Origin of the sequence: Paraburkholderia aromaticivorans (assembly GCF_012689525.1) — a bacterium.
In the GTDB taxonomy this organism is placed as follows: Bacteria; Pseudomonadota; Gammaproteobacteria; order Burkholderiales; family Burkholderiaceae; genus Paraburkholderia; species Paraburkholderia aromaticivorans_A.
Map to the genome: position 1 here is coordinate 1,243,800 of NZ_CP051514.1, position 20,192 is coordinate 1,263,991.

Consider the following 20,192-nt stretch of genomic DNA (forward strand, 5'->3'; position numbering starts at 1 on the left):
TTCAGAGCACGCCCGCTGAAGGAGAGCGTGCAAGGGCTGGGGAGATCGCGTTCTTTAGAGAATGAAGGCCTTCCCCGGTCCGCTCCTGCGCCTGCTTGGGGTGTTCAACGCTTAAGGCGCGATTGCATTTGGGTCAACGTCCGTCCGAGGGAGTGAATATTGGTCCGCAGTGAGCGTTCCCCTCACCAGGATAAGCAGCGCTCCGCCCTGCGCCGGCCCTGCTGCCTTAAGCCCTTTCCTGTACGCCCCGAGAGAAATTCGTCAGAGAGCCGTTGCCGACATCCCGCCTTAGGGCAATGCTGATTAAGTCCACCGCTTGTGAACCTCAGGCGTTATAGAGCTCAGGATTACCCACAAGTTGAGTGGCCATGTTATCCGCTTTGCCTGAAGAGCTGATACATCTTCGTGATCTCGTGCAGGAGGAGGAACCCGCGCCATATAACGGTTGGTCCGGGTGGCCGGTCATGTTTGCGATTCAGGTAGCCGCCCAGCATGCCTATCCACAATACGGTCAAACCAGCTGAGCTGAAGGGCCGACGTCGAACCGGACGCCGGCGCTTTTTGCATCGGGAACAGCAATGAAGTCGACCAATAAGTATTTGCACAAAGCGGGCACGGTGGTGCTCGCCCTCCTCATGACCGGCACCGCCATCGCCGCGTACGAGCATTTCAGAGGCCCCGCTCCGCTCACCGTGGGCGACGGCATAACCGGCCCGTCGGACATGGTGTGGATTCCGGACGGCGAGTTCGTAATGGGCAGCCAGCATCCGCGTGCGCTGCCTAACGAACGGCCCGCGCACGAGGTCAAGCTGCATGGCTACTGGATCGACCGGCACGACGTCACAAATGCCGAGTTTGCCCGTTTCGTCGCCGCGACCGGCTATGTAACGACGGCCGAACGCAAGCCGCGCTGGGAAGACCTTGCAGTGCAACTGCCGCCCGGCACGCCGCGCGTTGACGACGCCACGCTAATCCCCGGCGCACTTGTCTTTACCGGCACCGACGCGCCTGTTGCGCTGAACGATTACTCGCGCTGGTGGAAATTCGTACCGGGCGCCAACTGGCGGCATCCGAGCGGACCGGACAGTAGCATCTCCAGCAAGGAGAATCATCCCGTGGTGCAAGTGTCCTACGAAGATGCGCTCGCTTATGCGCACTGGGCGCACAGGCGGCTGCCGACCGAAGCGGAATGGGAGTACGCGGCACGCGGCGGTCTCGAGCAGGCCGACTATGCGTGGGGCAACGAATTCGCGCCCCGTGGCAGGAAGATGGCTAACACGTGGGACGACGCGGCGCGTCCATTCCCCGTCGTCGACGATCGCGGCAGCCACGAGAAGGTTCAGGTTGGGACCATGGCAGTGGGCCGCTTCGCGCCGAACGGCTATGGTCTCTACGACATGGCCGGCAACGTCTGGCAATGGGTCGCCGACTGGTATCGCGCGGACGCGTTCCGCGTCGAGGCGGCATCCGGACGTGTCATTAGCGATCCTCAAGGACCCGCGTCTAGCTACGATCCCGACAACGGCCCAACCGCCTCGGCCCCTGAACGCGTGACACGCGGCGGTTCGTTCCTGTGCAGCGAAACTTACTGCATCAGCTACCGAACCAGCGCGCGGCGCGGTACGGACCCGATGAATGGCATGTCGCATCTTGGCTTTCGGCTGGCGATGGACGAAGACGAGTGGGAGCGGGAATCCCGCCATTGAGGCGGCGCTTCGCTCAAGACGACGACGCATCGGATGGCGTCGAAGTACAAAGACTTCCAGCGGACTTCCGATACGCCATGCGGGAGTGGCAGATCTAAAGGTGAAACAGGCGTTTGTCTACGAAAGATCACCGAATCGTTCGCCGACCTGGGAATGTCAGAAAAGCGACCCAGCCTGGGTGAAAACATGCTGATCGGCTAAACCAAAGCAACGCATTCAGGTAGGGTGGGTACCTGCAACGATTTGTCGAAGGCGAAGACCGAAAGCAGATGACCGTGCTTCCAGAATGCCTTGATAACTTCATCGTCGAGGCTATCGGTCCGATGATGAACTCCCGTAGATATCCACAGCAGTCGACGCACCACACGCGAATGCTGGACGTTTTGACGACATTGTCAACCGTGTGCACAAGCATGGTCGATGCTGTCCAGCCCGACCCAGTTATAGGCGTCGACGGCGATCCTGACCATTGCCGACGAAGGCATCACTACTGCAATTCGCGCGATATTCAGCCTGTCAATTTCTTCGGCGACAGTCCGCGCATTTCGCTGATCGCGGTATTACCGTATTCCCGCAGCGTCGGCGGTGCATGAATATTCGGATCACGCGTTGATCGGCAATTAATCGATCGCAACCGATAGCTGCCTCTGATCACGCAGCGCGAAAGTCCGCGGAATCCGCTGCCGCTTTCAGGTAACACGTATGCACCCGTCAATGCGCGGGCCATCGGTGATCTCTTCGACTCGTTCCAATTCGACCGAGGTCAGGACGACCATCAGAACGGCAATGGGCAGGGTAATAACGGCGGCTTTGGCTACTGGACATTCCGAAAGGATTTGAGCCGAGCAAGCAGATGACAACCTTCGCGGAATAGCAAGTGACTGTATTGCGGAAAGATGTCACGGCTCAAGTCGCGCCGAATATAGCACCGACTGCGGATGCCACGCCCATCGACAGCGCGCTCCAGAAGGTAACCCGCAATACGCCAGGACCCACTTTAGCTCCTCCGACGCGCGCGGCAAGTCCGCCAAGGATTGCCAGGGAAACCAGCGCCGTCACCGCGATACTCGGGGCCACCCATCGCTGCGGGGCGAACGCCGTGACGATGAGCGGCAAAGCGGCTCCGACCGAAAAGCTGCAGGCCGACGCCAGCGCGGCCTGCAATGGATTTGCCGCGGTCGTTTCCGAAATACCCAATTCGTCGCGGGCATGCGCGCCGAGTGCGTCGTGATCCATTAAAGCCTGCGCAACCTGTTTGGCAAGCGCCATGTCGAGGCCGCGCCGCACGTAAATCGCCGCCAACTCTCGATGCTCGCGCGCGCCATCCGCATCGAGCTCCGCCTGCTCTTCGGCGAGCGCCGCAGTTTCTGTATCCGCCTGCGACGAGACCGATACGTACTCGCCTGTCGCCATCGACATCGCGCCGGCTACCAATCCAGCCAGGCCGGTCAGCACCAGATGGCCATGTTCGGCGTGCGCGGACGCGACGCCGATTATCAGACTTGCCGTCGAAATGATGCCGTCGTTTGCGCCAAGCACCGCAGCGCGTAGCCAGCCAATCGCCTTGATTCGATGCGGTTCCTTGTGAGCCTTGGGCATTGGCAGACCCTAGCGGTCTCGACCCTGATCACGCGACGGCCCTGCGTGGGGCAGCATCCGTTGCAGCACATGGTCTTTCAGAACAAAGCGGTGGAACAGCGCTGCGACGACATGCAGACCAATCAATGCGAAGAGCACCCATGCGAGGATGCCGTGCACATCCCCCATCTCGTGGCCGAAGGCCGAGCCCGGTTCGCTCAGCGCAGGATAGGACACCACGCCCAGCATGCGGACCGTCCAGCCGCGTGAGGACGCGTTGATCCAGCCGAGCAGCGGCACCAGCACCAGGGCGGCGTAGAGGAGAACATGCGTTATGCGCGAGACGACGCTGAGTAGCGGCGGCAGCTCATCCGGCGTGGGCCAATGCGTCAATCGCCAGATCACCCGGATTGCCATCACGGCGACGAGCGTCGCGCCCACGCCAAGATGCCAGGCGATCAGATTCACCGGCTGCGTGTCTTTGTGGACATCCGGCATCGTCCAACCGATCACAAATTGCATTGCGACCAACAGGACGGTTAGCCAGTGCAGCGTGCGCGCGACTGCGTCATATGCCGGACGCTGCATTTCGTAGACCTTAGCCATTCTTGCTCCTCAAGTTGTCACGACTTGATGAATTGATGAGGCGCGCAGCCTGCGGATTTTGAACTGATAGCCCGAAAAAAGCACTGCACAAATCTCACTGATGCTAGCGACCTTACCTTAAGGAAACCTGACGCTGGGCAGGGGCGATCCGGATGCTCGACTCCGCTGCTGTTTCCGCACAGCCGCCAACGTAGCGTCGGCAAGACCGGGATGCCGGGAGGCCGAGGTTTTCCGCTTGAATCACGGGAACAGTTTGCGCCTTAGCAGGCAACGTCACGGGCCGGCTTCTTGCTATTCCTCCCATGCATCATCAATTAACGGTCTTCGCTGGGAACCCACATGCGCCTGCTAAACCGTCTGGCTATTTCAATGGTTTTGCCGCTGGCCTCCTGCGCGGTCGGACCATCAAGTTCAAGCGACGCGGGCTTCGGCGCGTCGCCCGCCATGTCGGCTCCGGAATCGTCGTTGGTTCCGATGGTCAACATCGCGCCCGTTCAGGCGCGCCCTGACGGCTTCATGCCCACTGCACCCGCTGGCTTTCTCGTCACCGAGTTTGCCGGTGGCCTCGCGCACCCGCGCTGGCTTTACACGCTGCCCAATGGTGACGTACTGGTAGCGGAAAGCGACGCGCCAAAAGAACACGATGAAGGCAGCGGCCTATTCGGCTGGGTCAGAAAGCAGGTCATGAAGCGCGCAGGCGCCGGTGTGCCGAGCCCCGATCGCATTGTGCTGTTACGCGATGTGGACGGCAGCGGCGTCGCGAGGACTCAGACCGTATTTCTGCGCGGCCTCCGCTCGCCGTTCGGGATGGCGCTCATTGGCAATCAACTCTACGTTGCCGATACAGACGCTCTGCTGCGGTTCGACTATGTGACGGGCACCACCCAGATTGTAAGCCCCGGCGTCAAGATTGCCGACTTGCCGGCCGGGCCGATCAACCATCACTGGACCAAAAATATCCTGGCCGATCGCTCCGGCAAGCATCTGTACATCACGGTGGGATCGAACAGCAACGCAGGGGAAAATGGAGTCGACGCCGAAGAAGGTCGAGCGCGCATCCTCGTGTTCGACATCGACACGGGCCATGTGCGGCCCTATGCGGCTGGATTGCGCAACGCCAACGGACTTGCCTGGCAACCGGACAGCGGCGCGTTGTGGACGGCAGTCAATGAGCGGGACGATCTCGGCAACAATCTTGTCCCCGACTACATGACCGCCGTGAAAGATGGCGCTTTCTATGGCTTTCCCTACAGCTATCACGGCCAGCACATCGACACCCGCGTCAAACCGCAACGCCCCGATCTGGTTGCAAAGGCCATCGTGCCGGACTATGCGCTCGGCAATCATACGGCTTCGCTAGGTCTGGTCTTTTACGACCGGACGCTTTTCCCGCTTCATTATCGTGGAGGCGCATTTGTTGGCCAGCATGGATCATGGAACCGCAAACCGCGTACCGGCTACAAGGTGGTGTTCGTGCCGTTTGTCGATGGAAAACCTGCTGGCGTACCTGAGGATTTCCTGAGCGGCTTTCTGACGGCAGACGGCTACGCCGTGGGTCGCCCCGTTGGCCTCGCACTGGACGCGCATGGGGCCTTGCTCGTGGCTGACGACGTCGGTAACGCCGTATGGCGAGTAGCGCCGCGTAACAACGACAAATCGGCTGACATCGCGCCGGCAGGTAAATGACACGGCCCTAGTCGCTTTGCTCCGAAGCCGGGCGGACGCAAGGTTATCGTGCCGATTAGAAACGCTTCATCAGTCAAAGCAGCACGCCCGTGGCGTCACCTGAAAAGACGGGGACCCGCAACTGGATCCCGGTGACGCTCCGCAGGGTAGAGCCAGCATTGTCGTGATTCGGCAGTTTGCGGTAATTGATCGGAACATCCGCGCCGGTTGACCGCTCCGTCGCCGAATTATCGAACGGCCGCTAACTCAACAATCATCGGCCCCTCGCAACAACTCATTGACCGTCTCTTCCTGGCCGTCACCTGCCCGCCTCGGTCTTCCGAAATTGGGCTAACCAGTTACTGAAAAAATGATCACCTTAATTATGTCAACTTCTAGCGTATAGAACTGCGCTGCCGAAGGGATTGATAACGTGTAGAATGTGGATAGATATGCGCATATCCATCCACATGGAGGTTCACATGGCACATCCAACTGCCGCCGTCTCACGTAAGGCAACCAATGTCACGCTGCCTGTCGACGTTTATGAGCGAGCGAAGGAACTGGGCATCAACTTCTCACGTGCGTGCGAGCAAGCTTTACGCGACGCAATCAAGGCCGAGGAAGGTCGTCGCTGGGCGCAGGAGAACGCAGAGTTCATTAAAAACACCAACGACTGGGTCGAAAAGAATGGCGTTCCACTCGAATACCGGATGTTTTGATGGCGCGATTTGAAGTTTATGCCAACCCCGGCAAAAGCAAGGCAAATACGCCGTACCTTGTCGACGTGCAGAGCGACTTTCTTGATGGCCTAACTATTCGGGTCGTTGTCCCGCTGATTCGTGCTGACTCTTTCCCTCCCGGCAAACTGCCGGCAGATTTCACGCCGTCCTTCGACATCGCTGGCGTCAAATGCCTGATGCACCCGGCATTCATTGCATCTGTTCCGTTAAACGAGCTTGGTCCCTCGATCTGTTCATTGCAGGAGCATCGGGACAAGATCACGGCAGCGCTTGACCGTCTTTTGGGTGGCTTCTGATCGATCAACCACTGCTGCGGGGAGACCGCACCAAAGCGGGGGCTCTATGCCGCGATATCGTGAGCGTGCTCGTTGACCGCGAGTGCGGGATACCATCGCTCGAAGCACGATCGCAACTGCTCATTCAGGACGGCCGTCCTCACCTGCAGAAGGCCTTGCATGAATCGGTCGCCATGCCATCCGCTGCCGCTTCACAAAACGCTTGCTGACCACGCGGTTCACGGCCGACTCGACGAAGCTCGACGTGATCGGCTCACCATGGCGGTAGCGGTCGCCGTATTTCACGATTAAGGGCTGGTTGTTCTTAAGGTAACCGATGAACTCCTCGAGTCTGGCCAGCAGCCTGGCCTCCTCGAGACTGCCGTCCGTGGCGAGTTCCCAGCCCAGGCGTTCGAGCCGCTGCAGCGCCGGATAGGGCCAGCCGTGCCAGAGGCGCCACTTTGCACGGCGCAGCCCATCGATCAGCACGTCAGCACGTGGCCGTTCGTCGCGGTCCGGCAGCCCCTTGATCATCTGTTCGAGATTCTGTACTCGCATGGCGACGTGAAACCAGTCGAGTACCCTATCGTTAAAGTCGAGTTGTGCACGGCGAACCGTGTCGCCGCCGTCAGACAGGAAAGTTACCGGCTGGTCCGCGCCGACGCCTTTCTGCGCAAGAAACGCCAGCATCCGATCGGCAGCCTGTCGATGGCGGTCTAAATCCGCGTAAATCTGGCGGCGTCAGGTTGACAGCGGCATTTCACATATGGCAGCGGAGGCTGCGTCGGTGCGCTTGGCAGATAGGGATGGGGCGGAAGTTGATACTGTGTCGTGAAGTCCTCCTGCTGCGTGGCTTTGTTCGGAAGAGACAGAGTTTCCTTGCTGCGGGCGCAACTATGCATTTTTGAGGCAAACAGGTCTACCAAATGAATTCCACAGGTTCACAAGGTTGGCGATGATGACGCCTTCGCTGTGCTGTGACGCAATTTTCTGCGTCAGCAGGGTGGCGCCAATGCATCGCTTGATGCGCGAGATCTGCGCTTCGACCAGCGAGCGCAGGCCATAGCCGTATTTCTTGTGGAACGCATAAATGCCCTTGTCCTGAATGAATCCGACGATCTGGTCATGCCAGCGCGTATCCTCCATGCCGTGCGCCACGGCATGAGCCGGAGGTGGAATGACGGGCGTCACTCCTGCGAGTGAGAAAGCCTCCGTGCGCTCGATGCTGTAGTACGCGCCGTCGGCAATCACCCGGTCCACCGGTACATCAGCCGGCAGCACAGCATCCATGCCTTCGCTGTCCGACACTTCCGTGGTCGTGATGCTGATTGCGTGAATGTTCATGTCCGCACCGATCGCCAGGTGCATCTTGCGCCACGGCGTACGCGTGGCTCTTTGGCCGTACTTCTGTTCGTACCACTCACTGGCGCGACCGAAGCTCAGTCCCGTGCTGTCGACAATCACGCTCACAGCTTCGCCGTCAGCTAGCCGTCTCGCCAGTTGCCCGCAGTGCTGCTTGACGCTCACCTCCAGCGCGGCAAACCGGTCGCACAGGTGGCCAAAGCTGGGCACCGCAATGTCCAGCCCTCGGGTAGCCCAATAGTCTGCCATGTAGCCGGTGATCTGCCGCATGCCCCAGCCGAACAACCGGTAGAACGTGTAGATCAGCTCGATATAACCGGCCGTATAAGTCGGCTCGCGTCCCGGGATCCCTTGGGGGTAAGGCCTCGCATTGATGAACTGCGCTTTCAGATCGCCGCCAGGGAAATACAAACTGATCATGCCGCGCTTTTTCAGGCTCTGATTGTATTCATGGCTGTTCGTCACCCGATAGGTCGGCTTCTTGCGTTTCCCCCCGCGTCAGAATACTTGTCGTCCCGATAGAATCGATGAACCGGGGGCGATGATGAGAAAACGAATTGGCAAAATACGGACAAGCATTCAAGGACAGAGCGGTTGCGCGGTTGCTGCCGCCGGAGAGCGCGGCGTTGGAAGACGTTGCACGTGAGGTTGGCGTGGGCGTGGGGACGCTGGAGCGCTGGCGCAGTGATGCGCTGTCCAGACCCGCTCGCGAGCGGGCCTGGACAGCGGCGGCCCGATTCGACGCCGTGCTGACGACCGCTGCGATGGATGAGGCTGCCAGGAGCGCATGGTGCCGCGCCAACGGTGTGTACCCGCACGAGCTGGCTTCCTGGCGGCAAAGCGCCACGCAGGCGCTGGCCGAGTCTGAGGAGGCGCGTGCCAGCCCGCAGCAGACCCAGCAGGACCGGCGTCGCATCAAGGAACTCGAGCGCGAGTTGCGGCGCAAGGACCGTGCGTTGGCTGAGACGGCCGCGCTGCTGGTCCTGTCAAAAAAAGTCGCGGCGATCTTCAGCACGGGCGAGGACGAATGATCGGCCTCGAAGATCGCCAGTCGCTGGCTCATGATATCCACATCGCACACAAGGCCGGCGCACGGCTGCGCCTGGCCTGCGAGACGGCCGGCATCGACGTGCGCACGCTGCAGCGCTGGAATGCCGGCGTGGGCCTCGTATCGGGCGATGGCAGGCCCCATGCGGTACGCCCGCAACCGGCGCATGCGCTGAGCGCCGCCGAGCGTGCCGAGGTGCTGCGCGTGGCCAACGAGCCGCGCTTCGCCGATATGCCTCCTGCGCGCATCGTGCCCATGCTCGCTGATGAGGGCGTGTACGTCGCCAGCGAATCCACCTTCGCCCGTGTGCTGCGCGAGCACGGGCAAACCACACATCGCGGCCGGGCCAAAGCACCCAGGGCGGGTCGACCGCCGACCACGCACATCGCTGGCGCAGCACGGCAAGTCTGGTGCTGGGATATGACCTATTTACCCGCTGAGGTCGTCGGTCAATGGTTTTACCTGTACCTGATCCTCGATCTGTACAGCCGCAAGATCGTCGGATGGGAGGTGCACGAGCGCGACGATGCCAGCCATGCGGCCCATCTGGTGCGGCGCACAGCGCTGGCCGAGGGCATCGCCACTCTGGCGGACAAGCCGGTGCTGCACGGAGACAACGGCTCCACGCTCAAGGCCACGACCGTGCTGGCCATGCTTCACTGGCTTGGCGTGAAGCCTTCGTACTCGCGCCCACGCGTCAGCGACGACAACGCCTTTGCCGAGGCGCTGTTCCGCACGGCCAAGTACCGCCCGGAGTTCCCCAACACGGGCTTCGCCGATCTCAATGCTGCACGCGACTGGGCAAGCGACTTCGTGCATTGGTACAACTTCGACCACCGTCACAGCAGCATCCGCTACGTCAGCCCGGCGCAGCGCCATGACGGCAACGATCACGTGATCCTGGCGGCTCGTCACGAGGTGTATGTCCAGGCACGGGAACGCAACCCGGCACGCTGGTCACGCTGCACGCGCGACTGGACGCCAATCGGCGCCGTCACCCTCAATCCGGAGCGCGAGTCAGTCGTCACGATGGCCTCGCACGCCACACTTAAACAGCCTTTGGCTGCATGACTGAGGCGACAAGTACCTTGACACGCGCCGGTTTGCGCTCCGCGCCTTCCTGGAGTCTGGCTTTGTATGGCATCCGCTTGAATCCAATTCTTCTCTGAAGCCTTGCTTATATCGCAGCCGCAACGCACCCACAACACCCCTTCCGAACAAAGCCCTCACGTATCGCGTCAGATTCGTTCCGCAGAAACCAAGGGACTGCATCCACGCCTAGTAGTACCAGAAGATGCTGAAGAGCCGCCCTAACACCCACCACGTTTCTCGGAATGGGATCCGGGCACGAACAGTGTGGGAGATGGTTGGCTACAAAGCAGTTGATCAACCGATAGTCGACACCCGCCGCTGATATCCGGCGCTTCGCGATCCAGTGGGCAAAGTGTGCAACGCATCTGACGTAGCGGTTGACGGTACTTGGCGCATAGCCCTGCTCCAGAAGATACTCACAGTACCGCTCTGAAAACGGGGAAAGGACGCTGCGCCACAACCACGCCTGAGGTTGCGGTCGTAGAGGAGTCAAGCCGATCATGATGATTCTCCTGAAATTGTGGCGCGACGATCTGGATGAGAGACGCGCGACAAACAAGATGAGAATGTCGCGGCGAGGTTGATGATGACGCGGTTGATTGACGCTGGCAAGCGTTGCGCGTCAGTCGGTCAAGTCGATGCCGTAACGCGTGACGATGGTGGCCAGGATGCGTTTGAGCGAGTTACGTCTGGCCTCGATCAGGGTTGCCGGAGTGGTGCCGTCGTCCAATGCCGCCAACTCGTAGCCGAGCAGAGTCAACAGCGTCACGCGTGACGCCGAGGCTTCCTCGCCGATGGCATCAATAACAGTACGCTTGCGCCGCAGACGGTACGCGCGTTGTCGTTGGGCGGCGCTACGTTGGATGGGCGTCGCGGGTTCCTCATCGTCACGCGTGTCGGTCTTGAATTGCGGGTCGCTGGTCATCACTGATCCTCCTGGTGCGGCGCCACGTCGACATTCTTCGGTGTGGCGAAGCTGGCCGGGCGTCCTGGTCCTTGCTGCTTGCGCTGCAGAGCGGTGCGCCGTCGGTAGCTTTCGACGTTGAGTTCGAAGATGGTCGAGTGATGGACCAGCCGGTCGACGGCGGCCACCGTCATGGCCGGGTCGGGGAAGACCTTGTTCCACTCGCCAAAGGGCTGGTTTGCGGTCAGGAGAAGCGAACGGTGCTCATACCTGGCGCTGATCAGCTCGAACAACACTGATGTCTCCGCCTGATCCTTGCTGACGTATGCAAAATCGTCCAGGATGACCAGATCGAAGCGATCCAGCCGGTTGATAGCAGATTCGAGAGCCAGTTCGCGGCGCGCGACCTGTAATCGTTGCACGAGATCGGTAGTGCGGCTGAACAGGACCTTCCAGCCCTTCTCCAGCAGACTCAGGCCGATGGCCGACGATAAGTGCGACTTGCCGCCGCCTGGCGGTCCCATGAGGATCAGATTGGCGCCGTTGCGCAGCCATCCGTCGCCGGCGCACAGCGCAGAGACCTGTGCTCTCGACACCATGGGCACGGCGTCGAAATCGAAGTTCTCCAGCGTTTTGCCCGGTAATAGCCTGGCTTCCTTGAGATGGCGTTCGATACGACGTCTATCGCGTTCGGCAATCTCGTGTTCGGCCAGCGCCATGAGCAGACGCGCCGCGGGCCAGCCTTCCTTGTCGGAGCGCTCGGCGAAGCCCGGCCAGATCTGCTTGACGGCGGGTAGCCGCAAATCGTTGAGCAGTAGCGACAGGCGCGTGGCGTCGAAATCGTTGCTCATGCTGTCGTCTCCATGTCGCGGTCAAGCAGGGCCTCGTAGTCGCGCAACGAAGCCAGTCGCACGTGCACTTGCGGCACAGTCGCTGGATCCGGCGCGAAACGTGAACGCAGTTCGTCCAGATCGGGCAGTTGCCCATCTGTCAGATACTGCCCTAGCGCGCGGGCCAGTTGCGCCTCGCAGGTGCGCTCGTGGGCGAGGCTCAGCAGTTCGACCATGGTCTTGCACGCCGCGCGCGGAGACAGTTGCTCGCATAGGCGATCGAAGATCAACCGATAGGCCTCACGCGGGAAGAGCTGGTCGCGGTACACGAGGTTCAGCAGCGCCATTGGCTTGCGGCGCAGCGCGTGGATGACGTGCCGGTAGTCGATAACATGGCCGTGCTTGCCGTTAGCGCCCGGGCGGCCGCGCCGCAGTGTCATCAGGGCCGTGCCGCCCAGGAACAGTTCCAGCCGATCGTCATACAGCCGTACCCGTATCCGGTGACCGATCAGCCGCGACGGGACGGTATAGAAGACCTTGCGCAATACGAAGCCGCCCGTGGAGGTGACGTACACACGCGTTTCCTCGTAGTCGCTGGTGCGGGTATCGGGCAGAAACTGAAGGAAGACACCTTCGGCCTGGATACGTTTGCCATTGCGCGCGTTGATGCGGCTGACGATCTCGTCGATGAAGCAGCGATAGGCCGCGAGGTCGGCAAACTCCGCGCTACCGCGTAGCAGCAACGCGTCACGGATTGCGCTCTTGAGGTGGCCGTGTGGACTTTCGATGGCGCCGTTCTCGTGGGCGATTCCGCGGTTGTTGCGCGTGGGCTGCATACCGTAGTGAGCACATAGCGCTTCGTAACGCGTGGTCAGATCGTCACGCGCATCGCGATCCAGATTGCGAAACGCGGCCGACAGGCTATCGCTGCGATGCTCGAGCGGTGCTCCGCCGAGCGCCCAGAGCGCGTTTATATGGACGCCGCCCGTTTGCAAAGGGACTTCGAGGGGTCTGACGTGACAGGAACGGCTGCGGGTTTATATCCGGCCTTGTTGCAGCGGGTGTTTTCGCTGCGGGCCCCTATGGATTCAGCTGACTCGCGCCTCATTTCTGCACCGAGCTCAAGGCTCTTCGCGCTCTCCAGGTTTGGCGAGTCCCGGTCCGACCTGTTTTGCCATCACTCTCAAGTACCTGCGCAACCTTTTGACGTTCCATCCTCCGACTACAAAGTTGACTTCACCTACGTTTGGAATTTGCTCGTGCTCATTTATGCCGGCTTGGCGCTCACGTATCCCCCCTGATAGGAGCGGCTGTGGGCCAGGACGGCCCAGATGGTGCGGGCCATCTTGTTCGCGAGTGCGACGATCACGACATTCAGTGGTCGCCGCTTCTTCATCTGCTCGATCCATGGATCATGCTGTTTTGGACTGCTGATAACACTGCGGGCGCCGTGAATAAGGAGCGTGCGAAGATAGGTATCGCCCCGCTTGCTGATGCCCAGCAACATAAGCTTCCCGCCGGATCCCACCTGCTTAGGCACCAGTCCGATGCAGGCAGCAAACTCGCGCCCGGAGCGGAACATCTTAGGGTCGCCGATCGTCGCGACGGCGGCTGTCGCGGTCAGCAGGCCGACGCCAGGAATCTCGGCGATGGCCTTGACGTCCTTGTCTTCCTTTTTCCATTCGCGCATCCGTCGCTCGATCGCGGCGATCTGCCCGTCCAGTACGCTTAGCCCGTTCCACTGCTCACGCAGCGTGTCGATTAGCACGGCCGGCAGGCGGTCGGCGACCCGGGCCAGCACGTCCGGTATTGCCCTGTCCAGGGCGAGCCGCCCCTTGCCCATGACTTCGCCGTATTCGGTGAGCAGTCCGCGTAGTGAGTTGATCTGCATCGTGCGGAATTTGACCAGCTGCTCACGCATCCGGTGCAGCGCCAGCATCGCTTGCTGCATCTCGGTCTTGACCGCGACCGGCTTGCCCGGTTGCTGTACCGCGAGCCAGATCGCCCGGGCGTCGGCGGGATCGCTCTTGTTGCGTATGTTGAAGGCCTTCACGTATTGCCCTGGCATCAGCTTGACTTGATGCCCCATCTTGATGAGCTGCCTTGCCCAGTGCTGCGCACCGCCAGACGCTTCCATGCCGATCAGGCATGGTGCGCGATTCGCAAAGTAGGCGAGAAACTTCGCCCGTTTGATCGGCTTGTTGACGATTTCTCCGGTCTCTTCGTCCACGTGGTGTACCTGAAGGACGTTTTTCGCGATGTCGATACCAACTGGCGTAAGTTTCATGATCGGCCCTCCGGTTTACGTAGGAACGTGTGGATGATCCTCCAACCTGGATTTTTTCGCCCGCCGGTCTGTGCGGGTCCACCTTCCTTGTCTCTGCTCATTCCGGCGACCTCCCGGCTATCCGCCTGGTGGGCGGCGTCCATACCATTTCTGAAGCCCTTCGGCGAGCGCGACATAGCTCTCGCCGCCGAGAATGACATGAGCGTGCTCAAAGCCCGAGCAGGCCAGGCGAAAGTGATACAGGCGATGGTCCAGCGCAATACCGGCCACGGTGACGCCCAGGGCTTGCATCTCGGTAAAGTCGGATAGCCCGAGGCGACCGGGTTCGTGCACCTGACGGAACATGACCTCACGTTCCTCGCCATGGAGTGCGCGCCAGACGCGGATGCGTCGCTCCAGCGTCCGGCGCACGCCGCGCGACAGATGCGGATGGCGCCGAAGCATCTCTTCCAGTACCGCAACCGGCCGGATGCCCGGAGCGGACGTCAGCAATGGAACTATCTCCGTGTCAAATATCTCGGCAAGCGGATCCGCGCGTCGGCGCTCGCGCGGCGCCTTCTTCTGCGATGGTAATTGTGGATCCTCTTCAATGCGGTAGGCAGTGGCGACGCTAAACCCGGCGCGCGCAGCCGCCTTGGGCGGCCCTTCCTTGAGTCTGTGCTTCATATAAAGCCTCATCTGGTGGTCGTTGACGTGTCGTCCGGGCACCGCGGCCTCCCCTGGCATGGAAGGCTCGTTCATACCCGATCCACCGCGACCACCGACAAAGCTCTCCACTGACGGGAGCCTCCCGGCGCGGCGTGGCGGCAGCGGTTCCGGGCTACGCCCGTTCCCGCTGCCGCCACGCCACTCTTCTCATCCTGATTGACGCGCTGTTCTCATCCTGAATGTCGCGCAGCATGAAATGGATAACTACCCATCTAGGAGACCACCTTTTTTATATGCAGTTTGCTGCGGCACACAAACCTCATGGAGGTCCGTAGAACCGATCCCTGTTGCGTTTGACTCGATGCAACTTTGCATAATTCCCGGCTACGCATAACGCCGACAATGCACATATTTGCATTGAAGGCGCAATTTTATGTTCGCGGGCTCCGACAGCGGTGGTGAGCGAGGTCAAAATTCAGTCGGCGTGGACACTTAAGGTTCCAGGGTCGCCCTGACGATCATTGCAAAGAGGCGGCCGAGATCTGCCTCGGCCTTGACCCCGGCGAACGGATCGCGGTTTGTTCCAAACGCCTCATTCAGTTCGTTCCAGTCCACCTCCGTCAGCCATTGACGCGCGGAAGGCAGAATTACATCTTCCTCCAGACGCTTGTGATTTGCGGAAAACGCGGCGTATTCATCGACCATCTCGCGCAATACCGGGAGAGCGGACTCGCCCGCCAGCTCGTATCGGGTCAACGCATGTGCGATGTCTTGCACTCGTGCTTTGCCTTGAGCGTGCTGTTTCTCTAGCTCGTCGATGGTTTTGTCGAGATCGTTAGCACGGTGCCGCAAGCGCGCGAACAGATAGCGCTCTTCCTTGGGATTATGTAGCTGCTCAGGATATTCGCTAATGTAAAACAGCATGGACCGAAGCATCATCGGCCTAGGCGCCTCTACGCCGACACCGAGCAGCCTGACAAAGCGTTGCATGCCCGTGATGACCATTGATAGCTGCTGGTGTTCCCTGAGGATTACCTTTATGGCACTTTGCGGAGCCAGCGTTTGCATATCACCCTCTCTTACTCGTGGATGCGGCATCTTCAATCTGCGATCGCCTCAGTCCCATGGAACAAAATATAGAGGGCGCGACGAGTAACCCTATGATCTGCATCAAAGGCAGTGCCGATCAGGAGCGCAGCCCACTCAGCCACTACGAAAGCATTGGCGAACGCGGCGGAAGGCGATCATGCAGGAACTGTACGTTAACAGCTTCTCGGCCTCGGCGAGTTCCGCAATTAACGAGGGACTGGACGTAACGCTGGCGAAGTTCGCGCACCGGCCGCTGGAGGAGTCGTATCCGCACCTGATCGTCGACGCGCGCTATGAGAAGGTGCGCGGGTCAGGGACAATCCGTTCGAAGGCGGCGCTGATCGCACTGAGGCCAATGGCTCGCAGCACGAATGGCGCATGGGGAACCAGTCGACTGGTGACGACCGGCGAACAGCCGAGTCCTGCGGGGAGATTCGCAACCCGATGTTCGAAATCGTGATCCCGGCATTGGCCATTTGGCGCGAGAACCTTGGGACATGTTTTTGAATACGACACGCCGTCATCGGTTGCCATCATGGCCGCGAGAAATTGCGCCGTCGATAAATCTCTCAGCCAATCCAAACGCGTGGCCAAGTACTTCCTCCTGGCGACCGCTCCGTTCCTCGCGTGTGTCAATGTGAATTCGCTCATACTTCATCTGGTCGCGTGTCTCATCGGTATCCGGAGTAACGGCCCACTCAATCGCATATCTTTCCCGCGAGAGTTCCACGCACGAAACGCTGATCTTGAACCCCCGATACACACGGACGTAGTCGGACATGATCCCCTCCTTCGCCTAAAGCGGAAACCTAAGTATGAGCGATTTACTAAAACTCTTCGAAACCGAAAATGTGTCCTGGCACCGTCAGGAAGCGGACCTCCAGAATACGACCTCAGCGTTCCCGCGACGCTGAAGCATAGGTCCTTTCGCATCGGCCGTTATGCGAAACCGCGAGTCGACTACGGCGCCAGGCGGGTGCCAGACAAGCCTAACGGTTCGGCTCTGCAAACCACACGCTACAGCGCGTACTGCAAAGCCAGGTCGAAACCGATGACGACTAGCGAACAGCCGAGACCCGCGAGGAGATTCGCGACCCGATGTCCGAAATCGTGATCCCGGCTCATCCACGCTTCAATCAGAAAAATGCCTTCAAACACGACCTGGAGCGCAACGAACACAAGCATCAGCAGAAACTCGTAACCCATGAACCTGAAGTTCGCGAAGTTCAAGCCGTAATCGAATATCCACCTGCCCACCCTATGCATCTCATACGCCAGCAACAGGATCGGGAAGAGGTAACTGGCAACATAAGTCGGCACGCTTGCGTGCCGCAGTTCCAGGTGAAAGTGACGAGCAGCTTGCATATCCCCTCCCGCTTTGGCGTTTGGTGCTCAAAAAACGCTTTGCTCAACTACGTGGCTACGATCCCGCCGATCCGCAGTTGCATCACGTGACCGGCCGCCCATCGCAACGCACAGCGGAACTGCTAACTTTCCGTCTCAGGGATCGTTTTGACGATCATCGAGAATAATTTTCCAAGATCGTCTTCAAGTTTTACCCCATCGAACGGATCGCGATTTGCTCCAAAAGCGGCGTCGATTTCCACCCAGTTTTCCTCTGTCAGCAGACGTCTGGCGGCTGGCAAAATCAAGGTCTCTTCCATACACCGATGGTCTGCATAGAATTCGGCATACGCATCCGCCATGGCTCGCAGTTCCCGAAGTGCGGGCGCCCCCTTCAATTCATACCGGGTCAGCGCGTGCTCGATATTCCTCAACCGCACTTCACCTTGTGCATGCTGGGACTCCAGTTCCGTGAGGACGTGATCAAATTCATCCGTCCGATCGCGCAGCGGCGTGAACCGGTAACGATCCTCTTTAGGATGGTGCACCTGCTGAGGGTACTCGCGGATGTAATAAAGCATCGCCCGTAACACCATGAGGCCCGGAGCGGGCGTACCTGCTGCCAGCAGACCCATGAAGCGCCGCATGCCCTCTACCACGGTCGACATCTGCTGGTGTTCATGAAGGATGACGGCTATGGCACTACGCGGTCCCAAAGACTGCATATCAAACTCCGCAGCAGAATATGAAAAGCATTGGCGAATCGATTTTCTGCTTCACACCAACGGCATGAGCAAGACGCTGCGCCGATACCTTAATGCTAGTCATCCGCCGCTCGACATCAAAGCGCGTTAGCGCCACCGCTTTGATGGAGATCAACAGCGGTGCGGACATGGTGGTCCATGGAGTCAGCGCCCGTCGATCGCAGGAATTGGTAACCGCTTATCTGGATTGCAGATAGGCGGCAACGGCCTCGGCCTGTTCGGGACTCAATGTATGTGCGATTGCGGTCATCACGGGTGCGTTGCCGCGAGTACCGTTTTTGAAGACCTCGATCTGGCGCAGCAGATACTCCTGATGCTGCCCGGCGAGGCGCGGGAAGGTGCCGGCTCCCTGCGCCTGCGCGCCGTGGCATGAAGCGCAGGCTGGCACCCCCTTGTCCGGCACACCATGTTCGAAGATTTCGTGCCCACTGGCCAGTAAGGCGGCATCACCCGCTGCGCCTGGTATCGCTTCCTGACGTGAGAAGTAGTCAGCCAGTGACTGGACCGTGGCGTCATCCAGTTGGGACGCAATGGCCCACATGTATGAACGGGCGTCTGTCTCGGCACGCGCGTGCTCGCGGAACCCCTTGAGTTGAGCCACAAGGTATTCCGGCGTCTGGGCATTCAACCGCGGGAACATTGGCGACTCGCTGTGGCCATGCACGCCGTGGCACGCCGAACAAAGCTGTGCGGCGAGGCGAGCGCCATCCTCGGCCCACGTCGAGGATGGCATTAAGATCAGCCCAGATACCGCCAGCAACGTAACCAACGGCATCCGTGAGGTAAGCAACATCTTCATGGGCGTTCTCGTCAGACTGTGGGGGGATGACATTCCGGCTATGGCTCAGTGCGTCAGAATACGAACCATCCGAGCATATACAACGTGTTGTTGTCACTGGCATTCCGTCCGGTGCCGTCATAGTTGAAACGCGCGCCGTTGAACTTAAGGAACCAGGTGTACTGCAACGATAACTTCACCTGTGGCAGCGGCAGGTAGTCGAGTTCGAAGATCACACCCCGCGTGTCTGGAAGACCATTGGCGCTACCCGTGACGGGCACCGCCCCATACAGGCCAGGATCCGGATTCCCGGTGATCTGAAAGTACGCCAGCGTACCGCCATACTTGCGCTGGTAAATGTAGGACGTCTTGATCTTGAAGGTGTCAAGGTGATCGGTCGGGTTAGCCGGTGTAGGTCCTGCGCCGATACCGCCGCTCGGGTAACTGGCGCTCCAGTTCTGCTTCTCGTGAATCCAGGTGGTTTGAGCCGTGATCGCGTGTGACAGTGTGATGAACTGATATTGCGCGTCCAGCGCGTAATCAGTGAATTTGTCCGTTGGTGAGACCGGTATGGTGTTGTCAGGGAATTTGTTGGCTATCAGGCCATACGTTCCCAGCATCAGCGAATGCGGGCCCCATTCAGCGTTGTACGCGACCCGCCAGTAAGGATTGGTGCCATCCAGGCGCGCCACACCGCCAGGCGTGTTGATGTCCTGCCCGGTACGGAACAACGAAAACATCTGGTCGGCTGTGCGGTAAAACCCCAACTCAGCATAAATACTGCGTTGCCAGAAGGCGTATCCGGTTACGCCAGCCACTTGTTGGGCCAGGCTTCCATCGATGAGCGTGTGCGCGATAGGGGTGAGCGATACACTGCTTGACGCGTAGGGAAATCCGAAGGCCGGCGTGCTGTTCCACACGTCTGAAACGGTCGGATTGTTATTGACGGTCACGCCGTAGATGAAGTCGACATCGTTCTGTGTGAAATGTCCGGCAGCCCGGATGTCGGTGTTGTCGATCCCGCTATGATGGGCAATGCCGTCGTAGGTCCATTGCGCGAAGGCGCCGATTGGGCCTGCTATACGTCCGCCATAAAAAATGCTTGCCTGTTGCAGCGCTATATCCTGATTGCGCGCGAAGTCGTAGTAGGTATTGTTGACCGAGCGGGTGTTGGTTTGCGAAAGCTGCACCATCGCCGCTAGCGGAATAGTAGGGTTGTTCGCCAGCGTATAGCCCGTCATCTTGAAGAAGCGGCCGAACGGCGTCAGTTCGGGAAAACTCACGTGACACGCGACACAGGCAAGCCCGGTTTGCCGGGCGAATGCGGGCACCGCACGAGCCTCAGAACAAAACAGCAAAGTTCCAGAAAATAGCGCCAGCAAGGAAACGATAACGCTTCGCGTACGGATTGCCATACCGTCCCCTTCGTCGTTTTGTTTGTGTGCCGGTCAGCATTTACTCATACAGAGTGAA

At 59.8% G+C, this 20,192-nt stretch carries 20 protein-coding genes and 3 pseudogenes; 7 read left to right on the top strand and 16 right to left on the bottom strand.

Going from position 1 to position 20,192, the window contains the following annotated elements; genetic code table 11:
* The first annotated feature begins 578 nt into the window (after nucleotides 1–578).
* On the top strand, nucleotides 579–1,706 hold the full coding sequence (locus HF916_RS05790; RefSeq protein ID WP_168788126.1) for a formylglycine-generating enzyme family protein: 1,128 nt from the start codon (nucleotides 579–581) through the stop codon (nucleotides 1,704–1,706).
* 269 nt (nucleotides 1,707–1,975) lie between these two features.
* Nucleotides 1,976–2,299 carry a hypothetical protein gene (locus HF916_RS05795; protein WP_168788127.1) on the top strand — a complete coding sequence of 108 codons (324 nt, stop codon included), beginning with the start codon at nucleotides 1,976–1,978 and terminating at the stop codon, nucleotides 2,297–2,299.
* 313 nt (nucleotides 2,300–2,612) lie between these two features.
* Here HF916_RS05795 and HF916_RS05800 read toward each other — a convergent pair whose 3' ends face one another.
* Together HF916_RS05800 and HF916_RS05805 are read right to left on the bottom strand one after the other, a co-directional pair.
* Entirely contained in the window at nucleotides 2,613–3,305 is a 693-nt protein-coding gene (locus tag HF916_RS05800; RefSeq protein WP_168788128.1) for a VIT1/CCC1 transporter family protein, read from the bottom strand.
* A 9-nt stretch (nucleotides 3,306–3,314) separates the two neighbouring features.
* Nucleotides 3,315–3,890 (bottom strand): cytochrome b, encoded by a 576-nt coding sequence (locus HF916_RS05805; RefSeq protein ID WP_168788129.1) that lies wholly within the window; start codon nucleotides 3,888–3,890, stop codon nucleotides 3,315–3,317.
* A 339-nt stretch (nucleotides 3,891–4,229) separates the two neighbouring features.
* Between HF916_RS05805 and HF916_RS05810 the strand changes: the two genes are divergently transcribed.
* From HF916_RS05810 to HF916_RS05820, 3 genes are all read left to right on the top strand, one after another.
* Nucleotides 4,230–5,576 carry a PQQ-dependent sugar dehydrogenase gene (locus HF916_RS05810; protein WP_168788130.1) on the top strand — a complete coding sequence of 449 codons (1,347 nt, stop codon included), beginning with the start codon at nucleotides 4,230–4,232 and terminating at the stop codon, nucleotides 5,574–5,576.
* Between the two features lie 461 nt (nucleotides 5,577–6,037).
* On the top strand, nucleotides 6,038–6,277 hold the full coding sequence (locus HF916_RS05815) for a type II toxin-antitoxin system CcdA family antitoxin (protein ID WP_168788131.1): 240 nt from the start codon (nucleotides 6,038–6,040) through the stop codon (nucleotides 6,275–6,277).
* A complete protein-coding gene (locus HF916_RS05820; protein WP_168788083.1) occupies nucleotides 6,277–6,594 on the top strand; it encodes a CcdB family protein in 318 nt (105 codons plus the stop codon). The genes HF916_RS05815 and HF916_RS05820 overlap by 1 nt, the downstream gene beginning before the upstream one ends.
* A 44-nt stretch (nucleotides 6,595–6,638) precedes the next feature.
* Here the strand turns inward: HF916_RS05820 and HF916_RS05825 are convergent.
* Together HF916_RS05825 and HF916_RS05830 are read right to left on the bottom strand one after the other, a co-directional pair.
* Nucleotides 6,639–7,278, bottom strand: a pseudogene (locus HF916_RS05825) (ISKra4-like element ISBte1 family transposase); the annotation flags it as partial.
* Between the two features lie 189 nt (nucleotides 7,279–7,467).
* Entirely contained in the window at nucleotides 7,468–8,355 is an 888-nt protein-coding gene (locus tag HF916_RS05830) for an IS5 family transposase (protein ID WP_206001694.1), read from the bottom strand.
* 137 nt (nucleotides 8,356–8,492) lie between these two features.
* Here HF916_RS05830 and HF916_RS05835 point away from each other — a divergent pair.
* Nucleotides 8,493–10,054, top strand: a protein-coding gene (locus HF916_RS05835) for an IS3 family transposase (RefSeq protein WP_168787406.1) whose coding sequence is annotated in 2 segments (ribosomal slippage) — nucleotides 8,493–8,931 and nucleotides 8,931–10,054 — 1,563 coding nt in all. Because the reading frame shifts where the segments join, the coding sequence is not laid out codon by codon here.
* 643 nt (nucleotides 10,055–10,697) lie between these two features.
* On the opposite strand, the gene HF916_RS05840 is transcribed toward HF916_RS05835, so the two are convergent.
* From HF916_RS05840 to HF916_RS05865, 6 genes and pseudogenes are all read right to left on the bottom strand, one after another.
* Nucleotides 10,698–11,000, bottom strand: a complete 303-nt coding sequence (locus HF916_RS05840) for a hypothetical protein (protein WP_168787765.1) — start codon at nucleotides 10,998–11,000, stop codon at nucleotides 10,698–10,700.
* The gene (istB, locus tag HF916_RS05845; RefSeq protein ID WP_168787766.1) at nucleotides 11,000–11,830 is read right to left on the bottom strand and encodes an IS21-like element helper ATPase IstB; all 831 of its coding nucleotides are present in this window, start codon (nucleotides 11,828–11,830) and stop codon (nucleotides 11,000–11,002) included. Before istB ends, HF916_RS05840 begins: the two co-directional genes overlap by 1 nt.
* Nucleotides 11,827–12,780 (bottom strand): annotated as a pseudogene (locus HF916_RS05850) (Mu transposase domain-containing protein); the annotation flags it as partial. The pseudogene HF916_RS05850 and the gene istB, both read right to left, overlap by 4 nt.
* 296 nt (nucleotides 12,781–13,076) lie before the next feature.
* Nucleotides 13,077–14,096, bottom strand: coding sequence for an IS110 family transposase (locus HF916_RS05855; RefSeq protein WP_168787472.1), 1,020 nt, complete (start codon nucleotides 14,094–14,096; stop codon nucleotides 13,077–13,079).
* Between the two features lie 150 nt (nucleotides 14,097–14,246).
* A pseudogene (locus HF916_RS05860) lies at nucleotides 14,247–14,804 on the bottom strand (IS21 family transposase); the annotation flags it as partial.
* 432 nt (nucleotides 14,805–15,236) lie between these two features.
* Nucleotides 15,237–15,812, bottom strand: a complete 576-nt coding sequence (locus tag HF916_RS05865; protein WP_168788134.1) for a hemerythrin domain-containing protein — start codon at nucleotides 15,810–15,812, stop codon at nucleotides 15,237–15,239.
* A 178-nt stretch (nucleotides 15,813–15,990) separates the two neighbouring features.
* Between HF916_RS05865 and HF916_RS51945 the strand changes: the two genes are divergently transcribed.
* Nucleotides 15,991–16,293 carry a transposase gene (locus HF916_RS51945; RefSeq protein ID WP_168788135.1) on the top strand — a complete coding sequence of 101 codons (303 nt, stop codon included), beginning with the start codon at nucleotides 15,991–15,993 and terminating at the stop codon, nucleotides 16,291–16,293.
* Between the two features lie 60 nt (nucleotides 16,294–16,353).
* On the opposite strand, the gene HF916_RS05875 is transcribed toward HF916_RS51945, so the two are convergent.
* From HF916_RS05875 to HF916_RS05900, 6 genes are all read right to left on the bottom strand, one after another.
* Entirely contained in the window at nucleotides 16,354–16,614 is a 261-nt protein-coding gene (locus HF916_RS05875; RefSeq protein ID WP_168788136.1) for a hypothetical protein, read from the bottom strand.
* Nucleotides 16,615–16,850: 236 nt separating this feature from the next.
* The gene (locus tag HF916_RS05880; RefSeq protein WP_168788137.1) at nucleotides 16,851–17,198 is read right to left on the bottom strand and encodes a hypothetical protein; all 348 of its coding nucleotides are present in this window, start codon (nucleotides 17,196–17,198) and stop codon (nucleotides 16,851–16,853) included.
* 122 nt (nucleotides 17,199–17,320) lie between these two features.
* Nucleotides 17,321–17,902 (bottom strand): hemerythrin domain-containing protein, encoded by a 582-nt coding sequence (locus tag HF916_RS05885; protein WP_168788138.1) that lies wholly within the window; start codon nucleotides 17,900–17,902, stop codon nucleotides 17,321–17,323.
* Nucleotide 17,903: 1 nt separating this feature from the next.
* Nucleotides 17,904–18,071, bottom strand: coding sequence for a hypothetical protein (locus tag HF916_RS05890; protein WP_168788139.1), 168 nt, complete (start codon nucleotides 18,069–18,071; stop codon nucleotides 17,904–17,906).
* A gap of 48 nt (nucleotides 18,072–18,119) precedes the next feature.
* Nucleotides 18,120–18,716 carry a c-type cytochrome gene (locus HF916_RS05895; RefSeq protein ID WP_240975412.1) on the bottom strand — a complete coding sequence of 199 codons (597 nt, stop codon included), beginning with the start codon at nucleotides 18,714–18,716 and terminating at the stop codon, nucleotides 18,120–18,122.
* 77 nt (nucleotides 18,717–18,793) lie between these two features.
* Nucleotides 18,794–20,002, bottom strand: a complete 1,209-nt coding sequence (locus HF916_RS05900; RefSeq protein ID WP_168789028.1) for a cytochrome C — start codon at nucleotides 20,000–20,002, stop codon at nucleotides 18,794–18,796.
* Nucleotides 20,003–20,192: the final 190 nt, after the last annotated feature.

Excerpts from the sequence above, each read along its gene's own strand:
- HF916_RS05885 (WP_168788138.1), bottom strand. The coding sequence starts at position 17,902 with ATGCAGTCTTTGGGACCGCGTAGTGCCATAGCCGTCATCCTTCATGAA.
- HF916_RS05810 (WP_168788130.1), top strand. The coding sequence starts at position 4,230 with ATGCGCCTGCTAAACCGTCTGGCTATTTCAATGGTTTTGCCGCTGGCC.
- HF916_RS05890 (WP_168788139.1), bottom strand. The coding sequence starts at position 18,071 with ATGTCCGCACCGCTGTTGATCTCCATCAAAGCGGTGGCGCTAACGCGC.
- HF916_RS05790 (WP_168788126.1), top strand. The coding sequence starts at position 579 with ATGAAGTCGACCAATAAGTATTTGCACAAAGCGGGCACGGTGGTGCTC.
- HF916_RS05820 (WP_168788083.1), top strand. The coding sequence starts at position 6,277 with ATGGCGCGATTTGAAGTTTATGCCAACCCCGGCAAAAGCAAGGCAAAT.
- HF916_RS05880 (WP_168788137.1), bottom strand. The coding sequence starts at position 17,198 with ATGCAAGCTGCTCGTCACTTTCACCTGGAACTGCGGCACGCAAGCGTG.
- HF916_RS05815 (WP_168788131.1), top strand. The coding sequence starts at position 6,038 with ATGGCACATCCAACTGCCGCCGTCTCACGTAAGGCAACCAATGTCACG.
- HF916_RS05875 (WP_168788136.1), bottom strand. The coding sequence starts at position 16,614 with ATGTCCGACTACGTCCGTGTGTATCGGGGGTTCAAGATCAGCGTTTCG.
- istB (WP_168787766.1), bottom strand. The coding sequence starts at position 11,830 with ATGAGCAACGATTTCGACGCCACGCGCCTGTCGCTACTGCTCAACGAT.
- HF916_RS05840 (WP_168787765.1), bottom strand. The coding sequence starts at position 11,000 with ATGACCAGCGACCCGCAATTCAAGACCGACACGCGTGACGATGAGGAA.
- HF916_RS05855 (WP_168787472.1), bottom strand. The coding sequence starts at position 14,096 with ATGAAACTTACGCCAGTTGGTATCGACATCGCGAAAAACGTCCTTCAG.
- HF916_RS51945 (WP_168788135.1), top strand. The coding sequence starts at position 15,991 with ATGCAGGAACTGTACGTTAACAGCTTCTCGGCCTCGGCGAGTTCCGCA.
- HF916_RS05830 (WP_206001694.1), bottom strand. The coding sequence starts at position 8,355 with ATGATCAGTTTGTATTTCCCTGGCGGCGATCTGAAAGCGCAGTTCATC.
- HF916_RS05805 (WP_168788129.1), bottom strand. The coding sequence starts at position 3,890 with ATGGCTAAGGTCTACGAAATGCAGCGTCCGGCATATGACGCAGTCGCG.
- HF916_RS05795 (WP_168788127.1), top strand. The coding sequence starts at position 1,976 with ATGACCGTGCTTCCAGAATGCCTTGATAACTTCATCGTCGAGGCTATC.
- HF916_RS05865 (WP_168788134.1), bottom strand. The coding sequence starts at position 15,812 with ATGCAAACGCTGGCTCCGCAAAGTGCCATAAAGGTAATCCTCAGGGAA.
- HF916_RS05895 (WP_240975412.1), bottom strand. The coding sequence starts at position 18,716 with ATGCCGTTGGTTACGTTGCTGGCGGTATCTGGGCTGATCTTAATGCCA.
- HF916_RS05800 (WP_168788128.1), bottom strand. The coding sequence starts at position 3,305 with ATGCCCAAGGCTCACAAGGAACCGCATCGAATCAAGGCGATTGGCTGG.